Origin of the sequence: Parasaccharibacter apium (genome assembly GCF_002917995.1) — a bacterium.
In the GTDB taxonomy this organism is placed as follows: Bacteria; Pseudomonadota; Alphaproteobacteria; order Acetobacterales; family Acetobacteraceae; genus Bombella; species Bombella apis.
Genome location: NZ_LMYH01000016.1, coordinates 24,562 through 39,629 on the forward strand (window position 1 = coordinate 24,562; position 15,068 = coordinate 39,629).

Genomic DNA, 15,068 nt, shown 5'->3' on the forward strand with positions numbered 1-15,068 from the left:
GAGGAGTGGCTCAAACCTTGTGGGGGTCGAAATGGTGGTAAGTCTCCATGTAACGGATTGTACCGCTTTCTGAGCGCATCATGACGGAATGGGTACGGATGTAATTGTCGGAGGGATATTCAATGCCCCGTAGCAGGTCGCCTGCTGTCACGCCCGTAGCGCAGAAGAAGACCGGTCCGGCCGCCATGTCTGTCAGGCTGAGGGCCTGTGTGGGGTCGAGGTCGGGGCGGATCATGCGGCGGGTGCGGGTAATCTGCGCTTCATTCTCGAAGAGCAGACGGCCCTGCATCTGTCCGTTCATGCAGCGTATGGCGGCAGCGGCCAGAACGCCTTCCGGTGCGCCTCCGCTACCGGCGTAGATGTCCACGCCACTGCCAGGCAGGCAGGTGGCAATCACGGCGGCCACGTCACCATCGCTGAGCAGGCGGACACGGGCACCGGCTTCCCGTGCCTTGGCAACGAGCTCCTCATGGCGCTCACGTTCCAGCGCACAGAGGACCAGATCGCTGACATCACATTTTTTTGCCTGCGCAAGGCTGGCAAGATTCTGGCCTATGGAGGCGTCAATATCCACCACGCCTTCTGGCAGGCCGGGACCTACGGCAATTTTCTGCATGTAGATGTCAGGAGCATGGAGGAAGCAGCCTTTTTGTGCCAGAGCCACCACCGTGATGGCATTGGGCAGACTGCGGGCGCAGAGATTGGTGCCCTCCAGTGGATCCACGGCAATGTCCATTTCCGGTCCGCCACAGCCCACTTTTTCACCGATATACAGCATGGGGGCTTCATCCATTTCCCCCTCGCCAATGGTGACGGTGCCATCGATGGCAACCGTATCAAAGGCTTTCCGCATGGCCTCAACAGCGGCACCATCTGCCGCATTCTTGTCGCCACGACCGGTCCAGCGGGCGGAGGCAATGGCGGCGGCCTCGGTCACACGGGCCAGGTCCAGCCCCAGATTGCGGCCCGTGACCCGATATTCATGGGGAACGTGATGGGGCTGTTTGGCTGTCATGGCAGGTCTTCCACTTTCAGGGCCAGTGGAGTGCCTTTTATCAGGGGCATTTCCTCAAGGAGGGGCAGGATGCGGTTGATCCCGCCCAGCGTGACAGGCCCTGTCAGCAGGATGAGCTGTGCGTCGCCCTTCTGTGATGTGTGATGGTGTCCTTTCTCCACGGCAACATCTTCATTGCCGAGGACGGTGCGGATGTCTTCCAGAGCCGTTTCTGCCTCCACGGAGCCCTTCAGCGTGATGCGGAGATAGAAGCGGCTGACCAGGCCCTCCACCGGTTCGCAGGGAATGGGAGCCTGTTCATCCACCCGGCCCCAGAGAGGCAGGCCATGACCACGGGCCAGGTCGATCACGTCGGCCATGACGGCATCGGCCGTGGGGCCTTCCCCGGCACCCTGCCCGGAGATGGTGATGGGACCACTGAAGGGGCCTTCTGTCGTCAGGGCGTTATAGACGCCATTGACCTGCGCCAGCCCGGACCGTGCCGGGATGAGGCAGGGCTGCACCCAGGCTTCCACACGGTCTTCCGGCAGGCGTCGGGCCACGCCCAGCATCTTGATGGCATAGCCCAGCTTGCGGGCCTGATGGATGTCATCTGTGGTGATGCGCCGCATCCCGCTGACAGCCAGACTGTCAAAAACGATCGGGCGGAAGGCGATGGCTGTCAGGATGCTCAGCTTGTGGGCAGCGTCCCAGCCATCAATGTCGGCAGAGGGATCGGCCTCGGCATAACCCTTGTCCTGGGCCTCTTGCAGCACATCCTCGAAGGCACGGCCTGTTTCGGCCATTTCGGTGAGGATGAAGTTGCTTGTCCCATTGAGGATACCGCCCAGACGGGTCAGGGCATCAGCCGCCACCCCCTCCCGGACTACCTTGATGGCCGGGATGCCACCCGCCACGGCGGCCTCGAACAGGAGAGGAGCTCCATGCTGGTGGCTGAGATGGGCCAGCTCTTCTGCATGGCGGGCGACCAGCGCCTTGTTGGCCGTCACGACGGCCTTGCCTGCCTTCAGGGCTTCTGTCACCAGCGTGTGGGCTGTTCCTTCGGCCCCGCCCATCAGTTCGACAACGACGTCCACATTCGGGTCATTGGCCAGAGCCACGGGGTCGTCATGCCAGTGGAGGCCGGAAAGGTCGATCCCACGGTCCCGCGTACGGTTACGGGCGCTGACGGCCACGACCTCGATGCTGCGGCCGGTGCGGTGGCGCAGCAGGTCTGCATGTTCACGCAGCAGACGGATGACGCCCGTACCCACTGTCCCGAGGCCGGCAATGCCCAGCCGGAGCGGGGATGTGACGGAGGATGAGGCAGTGTTGCGATGTACGGAAGTCATGAGAGGCGGTTTCCTGTCAGGCTGTGGCCCTGCATGGAGGCAGGGCCGGGTGTGGCATTATGGTTTGAGGGCGCTGTGCTGGTTCATGAAGTTTTTGATGGACCGTGTGGCCTGGCGGAGGCGCTGGTTGTTCTCCACCAGCCCGATACGGACAAAGCCATCCCCGTGTTCCCCGAAGCCCAGCCCCGGCGCCACGGCAACCTTGGCTTCCTTCAGAAGAAGCTTGGAAAATTCCACGCTGCCCATGTGGGCGAACTGGGGAGGAATCGGAGCCCAGGCGAACATGGAGCCTTCCGGTGTCGGAACATTCCACCCTGCTGCATGGAGGCCACGTATGAGCACGTCACGCCGGTCCTTGTAGAGCAGACGCATGTTCTCCACATAATCCTGCGGACCGTTCAGGGCGGCGGTGGCTGCAACCTGCACCGGTGTGAACGCTCCATAATCCAGATAGGACTTGATGCGTGTCAGCGCCTGGATGAGGCGGGGATTGCCAGCCGCAAAGCCGATTCGCCACCCCGCCATGGAATAGGTCTTGGACATGGAGGTGAACTCCACGGCAATGTCCTTGGCCCCTTCAATGGAGAGAATGGAGGGCGGGGGCTCATCCCCGAAGTAGAGCTCTGAATAGGCGAGATCGGACAAGACCCAGATGTTTTCTCTCCGGGCGAATTTGACAATCTCCCTGTAGAACTCCTTCGAGGCGAGATAGGCCGTCGGGTTGGAGGGGAAATTGATGATGAGCGCCGTCGGCTTGGGGACAGAGTGGCGCACGGCCCGGTACAGGGCCTCCAGCATGGCATCATCTGGCGAGGCCGGAACGGAGCGGACAGAGGCCCCGGCAATGATGAAGCCGAACTGGTGGATGGGGTAGGACGGGTTGGGGACCAGAATGGTATCGCCGGGGCTCGTGATGGCGGAGGCCAGATTGGCCAGCCCTTCCTTGGAGCCGAGCGTGGCGATGATTTCCGTTTCCGGGTCCAGCTTCACGCCAAAGCGGCGTTCGTAATAGGCGGCCTGCGCTTTTCGGAGGCCGGGAATCCCACGGCTGACGGAGTAGCCATGCACACGGGGATTGCGCAGCGTTTCTGCCAGCTTGTCGATGACATGCTGGGGGGGCGGGCTGTCCGGGTTGCCCATGCCGAGGTCCACAATATCCTCTCCGGCGGCACGCGCGGCGGCCTTGGCCTTGTTGACTTCGGCAAAGACATAAGGCGGCAGGCGGCGGATCTTGTGGAACTCTTCGGTCATGATACTCAATCAGTCAGATGGAAGGGAGCCGGGCTGGCTCCCGGGAAACGGGCATCCCATGTTTCATGAGGCTGGTCAGTCCGGCAAGGGGGGACCAGCAGAAAAGACGGAATTTTTACCTGGTTCGTGCCTCTATGGTCCTGCGGCCTTCAGTGGGCGGGGGCAGTTCCGGCCCTGATGTTCTTTTCGTAAGAGACACGCACGCCATCGCCGATGGCCTCCCCTGTCAGGCGCATGTCGTCATGCGGCACGCCGAGGCTGGCCAGACGCTGGGCAACGGCCCGGGCCCGGAGCAGGGCCAGACCGATTTCATGCGTCTGTTCATCAGGAGAAAGGCCGCTTTGGGCGCTCAGGGTCGTGCCGAAGCCCCGGATGAGCAGGAGATGACGGTGTCGCTGGGCTACGATCTGGTTGAACGTGTCTGTCTGGTCTCCATCCAGATGGTCGGTATCGGCCTGGAAACGCACCAGAGCCCCGACCGGTGTGGCGGTATCGAAATCCGGTATGACGGGCAGAACCGTGCTGGGGAGTGAAAAGCCGGGGAAAAGCAGAGGCTTTGGCGGCTGGCCGGGGTCCGGCAGGTGGATGGGCAGCGCATGGGTGACGGGCTGGTAGATCAGGCTGGAGCCACTGCCTGCCGGGCCGGTGGACCTGTCCTGACGGATGATGGCCGGATGGCTGGCAGCAGGCCCGTTGCTCTGGCTTTCCAGCGTCATGGAACCGCCATTCTGGGGCTGGGGTGGTGGCGGGTTCATCATGCCGATGGGCAGGGCCCCGCCAGCAGCGGAAATGCGCTGGGAGTAGTTGCGATCCCGCTCCAGACGAGTCGTGATCATCGCCCGGGCATCGGCACTTGGGAATTCCGGCCGGGTGGTGGGGATGAGGGCGATGTTGGGGGCGGGCCTGTCATAACCCGGCGTGGGGGGGCGCAGCCGTCTGATCTCCCCGCCCATGATGTCGTGTGCGATGTCCCGTGTGGTGTCGATGGCATCACGGTGCTGGCAGCCTGCGGTGAAGGCAGGCAGGGCCAGCAGGCAGAGCCCGAACTGGAAGAGGCCGGCACCCCGTGTGAGGGTGGTGGAAATGGAACGGAAAGAACGGGTGAAAAGGCTGGGTGTCATGGTCCGGCGTGCAACAGGGCGGAAGGGGCAGGGCCAAAACAGGAAAGCCCCGGAATGAAAGGGTGGGGAGGCAGGATATGTGTCTCTTCCCTCGGACGCAATTCCTTACTGGGGAAGAAAGGGAGAAAAAGGGTCCTGATTCGATCATGGGAAATGATGAAAAAGCTGCAAGAAAGCGTCGTTTTAAGGCTTGGCAGAGAGGTCAAGCAGGGGCAGGATAGCGGCATGATGACATATGATGAATGCCACACCCATGATGTTGCCCGCCTGCGGGCTTCTGCCTCTTCTGGAGAGGATGTCCGCCATGGCACCGCCACGGTGCGTCCCCGCATGGAGGACGAGCCGGATGGGCCTCCGGAGGACGAGAAAAAGTCCGGCCCGGCCCCGGAGGTGGAGCGCCACCTCTTCGAGCAGCGCAAGGTGCTGATCTTCGGTGGAGTGAATGACCGCATGGCCCGTGACATTACGGGCAGGCTGCTGGCTCTGGCTGGGGAATCGGACAGGCCGATTGATGTTTACGTCAATTCTCCCGGCGGCCACGTGGAGAGTGGCGATACCATCCATGACATGATCCGCTTTGTGGATTCTGTTGCTCCGGTCAACATCATCGGTACGGGCTGGGTGGCGTCTGCCGGTGCGCTGATTTTTGCGGCGGGGCGTCCGGAGCGGCGTCTGTGTCTTCCCAATACCCGGTTCCTGCTGCACCAGCCGATGGGCGGCGTGCGGGGCCCGGCGACCGATATTGATATCGAGGCCCGCGAGATCATCAAGATGCGTGAACGTCTGAACAGGCTTTTCGCGCGTGAAACGGGACAGCCCTACGAGAAAGTGGCCCGTGATACGGACCGCAACTACTGGATGTCGGCGAAGGAGGCGGTTGAGTACGGGCTTGTTGGCCGCATCATTTCTTCGGCAGCCGATCTCGAACAGGCCTGAGTCCCAGCAAGGAAAGGAGCCTTATCGTGAGCGATGCATATAAAGCGGACGGGAAGAGCTCTCTGGCGGATATTTATTCCCATCTGCCGGACAGCCCATCCGAAAAAACGCTGGAGCAGGTGGACTACGATGCCCGCCACTGGAGCAGCCCGGTCAAAGGGCCGCTGAAGCCGGGTACCCCGGAGCACAAGAAGGCCATGGCCGACATGTTCCGGGAGACGTTCAACCCCTACAAGCCGTCAGTCATCCCCTGGCCGAAGCTGGACCCGGAGACGCTGCACCGCATCACCTCCCTGCCGATCTGGGATATCGCCGTGCAGACCGAAGGCAAGGCCCGCCTGCGCATGGCTGCCTATGCCGACATGCTGGACGACCCGGATGTGAAGGACGCCATTGCCCGTAATGCATGGGAAGAGAACCGCCACAAGGAGGTTCTGGCCCGCATGGTGGAGCATTACGGTATTCCGCTTGCCCCGGAAGACCCTTACATCGAGCCGCGGGATACGGAATGGGCCTATCTGGTGACGGGTTTCTCCGAGTGCTGGGACAGCTTCTTCGCCTTCGGTCTGTTTTCTCTGGCCGAGAAGGCCGGCCTGTTCCCGATGGAGCTGATCGAGACATTCGAGCCTGTCATGCAGGAGGAGTGTCGCCACATCCTGCTGTTTGCCAACTGGCTGGCTTACCATCGTGCCGTCATGCCGCTCTGGCGCCGTCCGTGGTTCGAGATGCGGGTGATCGGTGTGCTGTTCTTCCTGCTTTATGAGCGTCTGAGCCTCGTCCGCAGCTTTGATGATGATGGCGTGGAGCATACGCAGGACAACAATTTCACCGTGACCGGTGCCCAGAGCATGACGGACAAGAAGGTGGATTTTGTTGAGCTGATGGAGCTGTGCCTCAAGGAGAACGAGCGCCGCTTTGCAGGGTATGACCCTCGCCTGCTGCGCCCGCAGATGGCACCGTTTGCGGCCCGCATGGCCCTGCGCGGTGTCAAGCTGTGGCGTCGCCTGCGTGGTCAGAAGGATGGTGATGCCCATCAGGCTGCCTGAGGGATAGTGCCAGTTCTTGGGACTGGATGGAAAAAAGCCCCGCTCCAATATGCTGGAGCGGGGCTTTTTGCATGAGGCGTTCTTTTGTCCCCCGCTTCTGGGGGACAAAAGGACTTTCCGTCAGCTTTTGCGGCGGTTGCCGGTGCTGGTGCTGTCCAGCGGCAGCTCGTTGGATGAATCCGTATCATCCTCTGCCGACTCACCAACCATCATGTCTTCAGCGATGATGCCAGCATCCTGCCGGACCCGTTTTTCAATTTCCGCAGCCATTTCAGGATGCTCACGCAGATACTGCTTTGCATTTTCCCGGCCCTGGCCGATGCGGGTGCTGTCGTAAGAAAACCAGGCGCCAGATTTCTCCACCACATTGGCCTTTACGCCAAGGTCCAGCAGCTCGCCCATTTTGCTGACGCCCTCGCCATACATGATGTCGAATTCCACCTGCCGGAAAGGGGGGGCCATCTTGTTCTTGACGACCTTCACCCGTGTCTGGTTGCCCACGACCTCGTCCTTGTCCTTCACGGAGCCGATGCGGCGGATGTCCAGGCGGATGGAGGAATAGAATTTCAGGGCGTTGCCGCCTGTCGTGGTTTCCGGATTGCCGAACATCACGCCAATCTTCATGCGGATCTGGTTCAGGAAGATGATGGTGGTGTTGGAGCGGGAAACGGAGCCTGTCAGCTTGCGCAGGGCCTGGCTCATCAGGCGGGCATGGAGGCCGACATGGCTGTCCCCCATTTCCCCTTCCAGCTCGGCCTTGGGCACGAGGGCAGCGACAGAGTCCACGACCAGAATGTCGATGGCCCCGGAGCGGACGAGCGTATCAGCAATTTCCAGAGCCTGTTCCCCGGCATCTGGCTGGCTGAGCAGCAGATTGTCGATGTCCACCCCCAGCTTGCGGGCATAAATGGGGTCCAGCGCATGTTCAGCATCAATGAAGGCAGCCGTACCGCCCTTTTTTTGCGCCTCAGCCACGGCGTGGAGAGCCAGCGTGGTCTTGCCGGAGCTCTCCGGGCCATAAATCTCGATGATGCGGCCCCGTGGCAGCCCACCGATGCCCAGCCCGATATCCAGTCCCAGCGACCCGGTGGAAATGACATCCACCTGCTCCTTGGGCCGCTGGCCCAGCCGCATGATGGACCCCTTGCCGAAGGAGCGTTCGATCTGGCTGAGAGCGCCATCCAGCGCTTTGCTTCTTTCTGCGTTCTTGTCTGCTGACATGAAGACCTCGTGACTGACAGGCCCCGGATGATGGGGCAGGGAGTGGTGGCGGGGCATGTGCCTGCCCCATCAGATGGCGTTCAGAAGGGCTCTGGACAAGCCCTTGGGGCGTATCTGTCCAGAGTGGTGTTCCCTGCTGGTTCAGTGGGTGATGGTGTGGGCGGTCAGACCGTTCCCGTTGGGGGCGGCCCGTCCGACACAGTCATCACCGGAGCAGACGATGCTGTTGAGCTGCCCTGTCCCTGTAGAGGGAGCAATGGCCTGCCCCTGTGCGAGCTGCCGCAGGGCATCAGCAACGCTCTGGGCGGCGTCGTTCTGCCCCGAGGCTGCAAGGACAGCCTGCATCCGTTTGTGGGGGGCTTCCAGTATGGCAGCGCTGAGGAGCGGGCGGGGGTAGTCATGCGGGGCTCCAGCGAGGACAACCCCCGTACTGCCGGCCAGACGCCCCGTGCCAAACAGGTTGTTGTCTGTCAGCACGCAGCCAACGCTCAGGCCATGGCCATCCCGTACGACAAAGGAGGTGGAGGCCGGCAGCGGGGGCAGGCCGGTGGCATCGCTCTGGCCAGAGGCCATGAATATCTGGCCTTCCTGGAGGCTTGTCCGGCCGGAACGGCGCCATGCGCTGATGACATTTTCAGCCCGCAGGTTCTGGCGGAAGGCTGTAGCACTGCCCAGTCCACCATCAGCTGGTGGCGCAAGGAAGCTGAGGCGATACGGCCCGCTGGTAAAATGCAGGGCAGATGTCTGTCCGGGCAGGGAGCGGCGCAGGTCGTCGCGTGTCAGGCCTGCACCAGCCTTGTTGGCCTGTGTGACAAAAACATCGGACAGGGCACCGGTATAGAGGTCTCCTACCCCAACCAGTTTCAGGCGGGAGAGGAATGACGTCAGGCGGGGCTGGGTCAGCTGGTCCCCTTCCCGGATGGCCACACCGGAATCCCCCCGGCTGAAGAGGGCCTTCATTCCTTCGTTGGAAAGGAGAGGCCCCTGCACGGCGGCGATGTCATTGGCCAGCTGGCGGCTGACCGTGATGCCCTGCTGGCCAAGTGTTATGGCCGGGTCGATCGTATCACCCAGCTGGACTGACCCGTACCGGAGATTCAGCAGGAACAGTCCACGGGCCATCATGGGTACGGCAGCGGGGCGGTCTCCGCCCGTGCCGGTGCCGTCAACAGGCAGGAAGGAAATGCTCTCGGCGGGCTGGCCCGGGCGGGCAACCAGGCAGGCCCCGCCACCTCCCAGAGAGGCACGGGAGGGGAGTGTGACGGACAGAGCGAAGGCCGTTGCCGTGGCAGCATCGGCGGCATTGCCCCCACGGGCGAGGACATCACGGCCGACCAGTGCTGCCTGCGGTTCATCAGCTACCACAATGCCTGTGTTGGCTCTGGCGGATGGGGCTGTATGGCCGAAGAGATGATGCTTGAGGCTCCTGCCACCAGAACAGGCGACAAGGCTGCTGCCCAGAAGGCTCAGGCAGGCCAGCAGACCAAGCCCGCGCGCCCACCGGGGAGTGGGACGGTCAGACAGGCAGGGGGGATGAGGGGTCCGGCTGTCAGGCTTTACCACGGTGGCGGCTCTCCAGTGTTGCGGGTCACGATCAGGGCTGTTTGCAGGGACTGTCTGCCATCATGGCGGTCCCGGATTGAGGTATGATAGCGTTAAACTGCCGGGATTGGGAGGGCAACCCCGCAGGGGGTGGTTTTAACGGGTCTTACATGCTTCGGCTGTAGGCTGGGGAGCGGCATCATCGTTCCTCATGAAGGGATAGGGCTTCAAAAACAGACCGGTTTGCTGTTTAACAGGGCTGGTCATCGGGGCGGTTCTACCTGCATGGTCAGGTGGAGGGGCCCCTCTCTTTCTCAAGCGCCCATGAAATGCTGCATAACCCCATGGAGGGCACGACCATGAAACAGCGTGTGAAGTCATTTTCCCTGGCCCTGCTGGCTGGCCTCCCTCTCATGGGGCTGTCCCTTGCGGGGACGTCCCATGCGGCGGATGAAGCGGTTTTTAACGCAAAGCAGCGGGCGGCGATCGTACAGATTGTCCGTGAGGCCCTGAAGAATGATCCGAGCATCCTGTCCGATGCCATCCGGTCCATCCAGCAGCAGGCCAGTTCCCAGCAGGAAGCCCACGTGAAGGCGGCCGTGCGGGCCAACTGGCAGGCTCTTTCCACGGCGCCATCCTACGCCGTACGCGGCAACCCGCAGGGGCAGGTCACGGTCGTGGAATTTCTGGACCCGCGCTGCACCTACTGCCGCCACATGGCCCCGGTGGTGGACCAGTTCCTTGCCAGACACCCGGATGTCCGGCTGGTGGAGAAGGTCATTCCCGTTCTGGGTGATGCCAGCCTGCTGGATGCACAGGCCATCTATGCGGCAGCCTTCCAGGGGCAGTATGACGCCATGCGCCGCCGCCTGATGGAGGAGACGGCCAAACCCGGCATGGAGCATCTCCGTGATGTGGCAAAGAGCCTGAAGCTGGACGTGGCCCGCTTCGAGAAGGACATGAAGGGGCAGGCCGTCATGGGGCTGCTGACAGCCAACCTTGGTCAGGCCCAGAGTGTGGGCGTGCAGGGGACGCCGACCTTCCTGTTCGGTCAGGCTGCCGTGGCACCCGGTGCGCTGGGCATGGAGCAGATGGAGCAGTTTCTCGAGGCAGCCCGCAAGGGGTGATCCTCCCCCTGCTGGTGAAAGGCTGAGATGATGACCCTTGCGGAGCAGATGGCCGCCTGGCTGGCAGCACGTCCTTCCCCTTCATGGAGGCAGCCCCTGCTGATGGGGATCGTCAATGTCACGCCGGATTCCTTCTCGGATGGCGGGCAGTTCTTTACGCCGGAGGCCGCCCTGAAGCAGGCCCATGCCCTTCTGGCCGAGGGGGCGGACCTGCTGGATGTCGGCGCGGAATCCACGAGGCCGGGTTTCACGCCCGTGGATGCGGAAGAGGAATGGCGGCGTCTGGAACCGGTCCTGACGCCTCTGGCCCGGGAGGGGGCGGTCCTGTCCGTCGATACCACGAAGGCCTCCGTGGCCCGGAAGGCCCTGGTGGCTGGCGTGCAGATGGTCAATGACGTGTGGGGGTTGCAGGCCGACCCGGACATGGCTTCCGTCGTGGCCTCCGCCGGTGCCGTGGTGGCCATCATGCACAATCGTGAGGTGGTTGATGCCAGCGTTGATCTCTGGGATGACTGGCGGCGTTTCTTTGACAGGTCCCTGAAGCTGGCCGACCGGGCAGGCATCGCCCGTGAGACCATCCTTCTGGACCCCGGCGTCGGGTTCGGCAAGACGGTGATGCAGAATCTCTGGGCTGTGCAGAACATGCGGCGGCTGGAGGCCTATTACGGCCTGCCCGTGCTGCTGGGCGTGTCCCGCAAATCCATGTTCGGCAGGCTGCTGGGGCGGGAAGTGCATGACCGTCTGCCAGCGACGCTGGCGGTCAATCTTTACGGGGCGACGCAGGGGGCCTGCATGGTGCGGGTGCATGACGTGCAGGCACACAGGGACATGCTGGACATGACCGCCCTGCTGGCCGTGAATGGAATGGTGAAGGGAGATGTCGAGTGATCATTCCGTCCCTGACCCATGTGCGGGTGCATGATCTCTGCCTGTTCGGGCATCATGGCGTACATGAGGAAGAAACCCGTCTCGGTCAGCGTTTCTATGTGTCGCTGGAGGTTCGGGCTGACCTGTCGGTAGCGATTGCGGGGGATGATTATACACAGGCCGTCTGTTACGGGCAGCTCTGCCAGAGTGCCGAGCGGGTCTTTCAGGCTGGTCCCTGCAAGCTGATCGAAACTCTGGCCGGGCGGATAGGCACTGCCGTGCTGGCGGACTGCCCCGCCGTGCAGGATGTGTCCGTCACGGTGCGCAAGCCTTCAGCCCCTGTGCCCCATGCGGTGGAGGATGTATCCGTCACGGTGACGCAGCAGCGGGAATACCGGGTCGGTTTTTCGCTCGGGGCCAATCTGGGCGAGCGGGAGGCCGTGCTGCGGGCTGCCGTGGAGGCTCTGGGCCATCAGCCGGGGCTGGAGATCGAGGCGGTTTCCTCTTTTTACGACAGTGCTCCGTGGGGTGTGGAAGATCAGCCTCCCTTCGTGAATATCGCCGCCCTGGGGCGGACGGTCCTGCCCCCGCAGGCCGTTCTGGGGCTGTGCAAGGAGATCGAGCGGTCGCTGGGCCGTGTGCCCGGGCGACGCTGGGGCGAGCGGGCGGTGGATGTGGACCTGCTTTTCCATGGGGATGGCACCGTGTGCCATCCTCTTCTGACACTTCCCCATCGTCATCTTTTTGACCGTGCCTTCGTGCTGGAACCCCTTGCCGAGCTGGAGCCGGAGCTTGAGATCGCTGGACGTTCCGTGAAGGAAGCGTTAGCAGGGTTGGATCGTATAGCTGGGGATGTCACACGGCGCAGGCCGGGGCAGGGTGGATGAACTTTGGGGGATGCTGAATGTCAGCCAATGAGACAGGGATTCCGGGGAAACAGGCCCCGACACCGGAGGGTGCCGCCGGAGCGATCACCCGGCCGGAGGACGCCATCAGCCGCATTGCCGGAGGCGTGCGGGAGCTTCTGCTGGCCATAGGGGAAGACCCCTCCCGTGAAGGGTTGCGGGATACGCCGGACCGTGTGGCCAAGATGTATCTGGAGATTTTCTCCGGCCTGTATGAGGACCCGCGGGACCACCTGAAAAAGCAGTTCAGTGCCGACCAGCATGGCGGCATGGTGCTGGTGAAGGACATACGCTTCCAGTCCACCTGCGAGCATCATCTCCTGCCGGTTCTGGGGCGTGCCCATGTGGCCTATCTGCCGGAAGGTGGCCGCCTGACGGGGCTGAGCAAGCTGGCCCGTGTCGTGGAAGGCTATGCCCGCCGCCCGCAGCTTCAGGAGCGTCTGACAGATCAGATCGTGCAGGCGATGGTTGAGGTGCTGGAGCCGAAAGCCGTTCTGGTCGTGGTGGAAGCCGAGCATATGTGCATGAGCCTGCGGGGGGTCCGCAGCCCCGGTGCCACGACCGTGACGACAGGCTCTTACGGTCTCTGGGCCGATGATGCTCAGGCCCGGCAGGAAGTCATGGCCCTGATGCGGGACTGAGACCGCTTTGTGAGGTGGTGTCAGTCCCGTGTGGTGTCGTCGGCCCGGTGCCACCAGCATCGGTCTGCCGGGCGGTCCACCAGCGGGAGATAGAGGGACGGGTCGCCATGCAGGCGCACCGTGTTGGTGGGCGTCTCCTTGATCTCGAGCGAGGCGGGGGACAGCAGCCCGCCCTGGGCGGTCAGGAACGCCTGAAGTTTGCTCATCAGCAGGGCGGCGAGCAGTTCCGTCGTCGGGTCGCCGGGCGTGACGACAAGGCGGTCCAGCCGCTGGGGTTCATGCTCGGCAAACCAGCCCAGAAGCGGGTCAGACTCGGAAAGCTGGAAACTGTGGTCCATCCGTTCGTCGATGAAGCGGTGCCAGCGGCCCTTGGCCTCGGCAAAGGGCAGCAGCATGTTGCCGTGCCCATCCAGCCGCCGGTCCTGCGGAGCGTTGGGGCCGGGCACCAGCGTGACGGTGACATATTCGTTATGCCCGTGCGGGATGGCACAACGCTCGCTGCTGCCTGAGATGAGCCGGTGCCCCATGCAGAAACGCCGTGTGAAAACCAGTTCTGTCCGGGTGATGTCGCTCATGCCCCCTCCTGATACTGCCGCCACCCTTCGGCACGCAGGGCACAGGCGGGGCAGTCTCCACAGCCGAATCCCCATGCATGTTCATGGGTACGGTCTCCCTTATAGCAGGAATGGCTCTCATGGCGGATGGTTTCTGTCAGGTCAGCTCCGCCCAGATCGTGGCAGAGCCGCCATGTCTGTGCCTTGTTGATCCACATGAGCGGCGTGTGGAGGACGAAACGCTGCTCCATGCCCAGATTGAGGGCAACCTGAAGGGCCTTGATGGTGTCATCCCGGCAGTCGGGATAGCCGGAATAGTCCGTCTCGCACACACCGGTGATGATGTGGCGGATGCTGCGGCGGAAGGCGAGGGCAGCGGCGAAGGTCAGGAAGATCAGGTTCCGGCCCGGCACGAAGGTGTTGGGCAGCCCGTTCTCCCCCATGCTGATCTCGGCATCCCGTGTCAGGGCGGTATCAGAGAGGGCGCCGAGGCTGGCCAGGTCGATCGTGTGATCCTCTCCCAGCTTTTCTGCCCATGCGGGATTCTGGGCACTGATGCTCTGCCGCAGGGTGGTGCGGCACTCCAGCTCCACGGCGTGACGCTGCCCGTAGGCGAAGCCGACCGTCTCCACATGGTCGAAATGATGCAGTGCCCAGGCCAGACAGGTGGCGGAATCCTGCCCACCGGAGAAGAGGACGAGCGCACGGCGGTTCCGGGCGGCCTGATGGCTGGCGGAGGGGGAGGCGGGTGTCGTCATCAGGGGATTCCGATCAGTTTGTGGGTTTGCAGGCTCAGCCGCCATTGCGGGTGGGTCTGGCAGTAGCGCACGGCCTTTTCCGTATTGGCAGGGCGGTCCGGTCCATCCATGGGTTGTAGCCAGAAATGCTGGAAGTCGCACGCCGCAAACTGTTCCGGCGTCAGGGTGTCCTGTGGATAGACGAGCTTCAGCTCATGGCCATGTGTCTGTTTCAGCGGCTGGCCGGGTTTGGGGCTGACGCAGACCCAGTCGATTCCTTCAGGGGCAGGAAGACTGCCATTGGTTTCCACGGCGATGGTGAAACCACGGGCCCTTGTGGCGGCGATCAGGGCTGCATCAAGCTGGAGCAGGGGCTCCCCACCGGTGAAGACGACATAACGCCGGGTCACGTCCGCAGTGTGGGCCTGCCAGCAGTCATCCAGCGCAGCGGCCAGAGCTTCAGCCGTGGCAAAGCGGCCTCCGCCGGGGCCGTCCGTCCCGATGAAGTCCGTGTCGCAGAAGGTGCACTGGGCCTTGTGGCGGTCCTCTTCCCGGCCGGACCAGAGATTGCAGCCGGTGAACCGGCAGAATATGGCCGCACGCCCGGAATGGGCACCCTCACCCTGCAATGTGGCGAATAGTTCCTTGACGATATAAGGCATGGGCAGAGATGTCGGGCAGCTGCGTTCAGGATGCAAGGATTTTCTTGCCTGAAAGGGCCGAAACGATCTTTCCGCAGCAGAAGGCGGATCATGATATCAAGGGGGAGAGGAG

At 62.8% G+C, this 15,068-nt stretch carries 15 protein-coding genes; 6 read left to right on the top strand and 9 right to left on the bottom strand.

Annotation, left to right across the window (positions count from 1 at the left end; translation table 11 throughout):
• Window positions 1–10: 10 nt before the first annotated feature.
• From glpX to ASO19_RS07620, 4 genes are all read right to left on the bottom strand, one after another.
• The gene (glpX, locus tag ASO19_RS07605) at window positions 11–1,015 is read right to left on the bottom strand and encodes a class II fructose-bisphosphatase (protein WP_043561816.1); all 1,005 of its coding nucleotides are present in this window, start codon (window positions 1,013–1,015) and stop codon (window positions 11–13) included.
• Window positions 1,012–2,346 (bottom strand): homoserine dehydrogenase, encoded by a 1,335-nt coding sequence (locus tag ASO19_RS07610; RefSeq protein WP_103765737.1) that lies wholly within the window; start codon window positions 2,344–2,346, stop codon window positions 1,012–1,014. The genes glpX and ASO19_RS07610 overlap by 4 nt, the downstream gene beginning before the upstream one ends.
• A gap of 57 nt (window positions 2,347–2,403) precedes the next feature.
• Window positions 2,404–3,597 (bottom strand): LL-diaminopimelate aminotransferase, encoded by a 1,194-nt coding sequence (locus ASO19_RS07615; RefSeq protein ID WP_043561808.1) that lies wholly within the window; start codon window positions 3,595–3,597, stop codon window positions 2,404–2,406.
• A 149-nt stretch (window positions 3,598–3,746) separates the two neighbouring features.
• Window positions 3,747–4,718: a hypothetical protein gene (locus ASO19_RS07620; protein WP_081562521.1), complete on the bottom strand. Its 972-nt coding sequence runs from the start codon at window positions 4,716–4,718 to the stop codon at window positions 3,747–3,749.
• A 330-nt stretch (window positions 4,719–5,048) separates the two neighbouring features.
• On the opposite strand from ASO19_RS07620, the gene ASO19_RS07625 reads away from it, so the two are divergent.
• Window positions 5,049–5,654: an ATP-dependent Clp protease proteolytic subunit gene (locus ASO19_RS07625; protein WP_181005240.1), complete on the top strand. Its 606-nt coding sequence runs from the start codon at window positions 5,049–5,051 to the stop codon at window positions 5,652–5,654.
• A 26-nt stretch (window positions 5,655–5,680) separates the two neighbouring features.
• Window positions 5,681–6,700, top strand: coding sequence for a hypothetical protein (locus ASO19_RS07630; protein ID WP_081562520.1), 1,020 nt, complete (start codon window positions 5,681–5,683; stop codon window positions 6,698–6,700).
• Window positions 6,701–6,820: 120 nt separating this feature from the next.
• On the opposite strand, the gene recA is transcribed toward ASO19_RS07630, so the two are convergent.
• Together recA and ASO19_RS07640 are read right to left on the bottom strand one after the other, a co-directional pair.
• Complete coding sequence (recA, locus tag ASO19_RS07635) at window positions 6,821–7,921, bottom strand: recombinase RecA (protein WP_052349241.1); 1,101 nt, start codon at window positions 7,919–7,921, stop codon at window positions 6,821–6,823.
• Window positions 7,922–8,062: 141 nt separating this feature from the next.
• Window positions 8,063–9,484, bottom strand: coding sequence for a gamma-glutamyltransferase (locus tag ASO19_RS07640; protein ID WP_227449749.1), 1,422 nt, complete (start codon window positions 9,482–9,484; stop codon window positions 8,063–8,065).
• A 338-nt stretch (window positions 9,485–9,822) separates the two neighbouring features.
• On the opposite strand from ASO19_RS07640, the gene ASO19_RS07645 reads away from it, so the two are divergent.
• From ASO19_RS07645 to folE, 4 genes are read left to right on the top strand one after another with little or no spacing between them, the layout of a single operon-like run.
• Window positions 9,823–10,590 (top strand): DsbA family protein, encoded by a 768-nt coding sequence (locus tag ASO19_RS07645; RefSeq protein ID WP_103765771.1) that lies wholly within the window; start codon window positions 9,823–9,825, stop codon window positions 10,588–10,590.
• Window positions 10,591–10,617: 27 nt separating this feature from the next.
• Window positions 10,618–11,478 (top strand): dihydropteroate synthase, encoded by an 861-nt coding sequence (gene folP / locus ASO19_RS07650; protein WP_227431411.1) that lies wholly within the window; start codon window positions 10,618–10,620, stop codon window positions 11,476–11,478.
• Window positions 11,475–12,344, top strand: a complete 870-nt coding sequence (folK, locus tag ASO19_RS07655) for a 2-amino-4-hydroxy-6-hydroxymethyldihydropteridine diphosphokinase (RefSeq protein ID WP_103765738.1) — start codon at window positions 11,475–11,477, stop codon at window positions 12,342–12,344. The genes folP and folK overlap by 4 nt, the downstream gene beginning before the upstream one ends.
• 17 nt (window positions 12,345–12,361) lie before the next feature.
• Entirely contained in the window at window positions 12,362–13,003 is a 642-nt protein-coding gene (gene folE / locus ASO19_RS07660; RefSeq protein WP_081847770.1) for a GTP cyclohydrolase I FolE, read from the top strand.
• 20 nt (window positions 13,004–13,023) lie between these two features.
• Here the strand turns inward: folE and ASO19_RS07665 are convergent, their stop codons facing one another.
• Genes ASO19_RS07665 through queE form a run of 3 tightly spaced genes read right to left on the bottom strand, consistent with a single transcriptional unit; the run spans window position 13,024 to window position 14,956 of the window.
• Complete coding sequence (locus ASO19_RS07665; protein ID WP_103765739.1) at window positions 13,024–13,578, bottom strand: 6-pyruvoyl trahydropterin synthase family protein; 555 nt, start codon at window positions 13,576–13,578, stop codon at window positions 13,024–13,026.
• The gene (gene queC / locus ASO19_RS07670) at window positions 13,575–14,315 is read right to left on the bottom strand and encodes a 7-cyano-7-deazaguanine synthase QueC (RefSeq protein WP_043561798.1); all 741 of its coding nucleotides are present in this window, start codon (window positions 14,313–14,315) and stop codon (window positions 13,575–13,577) included. Before queC ends, ASO19_RS07665 begins: the two co-directional genes overlap by 4 nt.
• The gene (gene queE / locus ASO19_RS07675; RefSeq protein ID WP_103765772.1) at window positions 14,315–14,956 is read right to left on the bottom strand and encodes a 7-carboxy-7-deazaguanine synthase; all 642 of its coding nucleotides are present in this window, start codon (window positions 14,954–14,956) and stop codon (window positions 14,315–14,317) included. Before queE ends, queC begins: the two co-directional genes overlap by 1 nt.
• Between the last annotated feature and the right edge of the window lie 112 nt (window positions 14,957–15,068).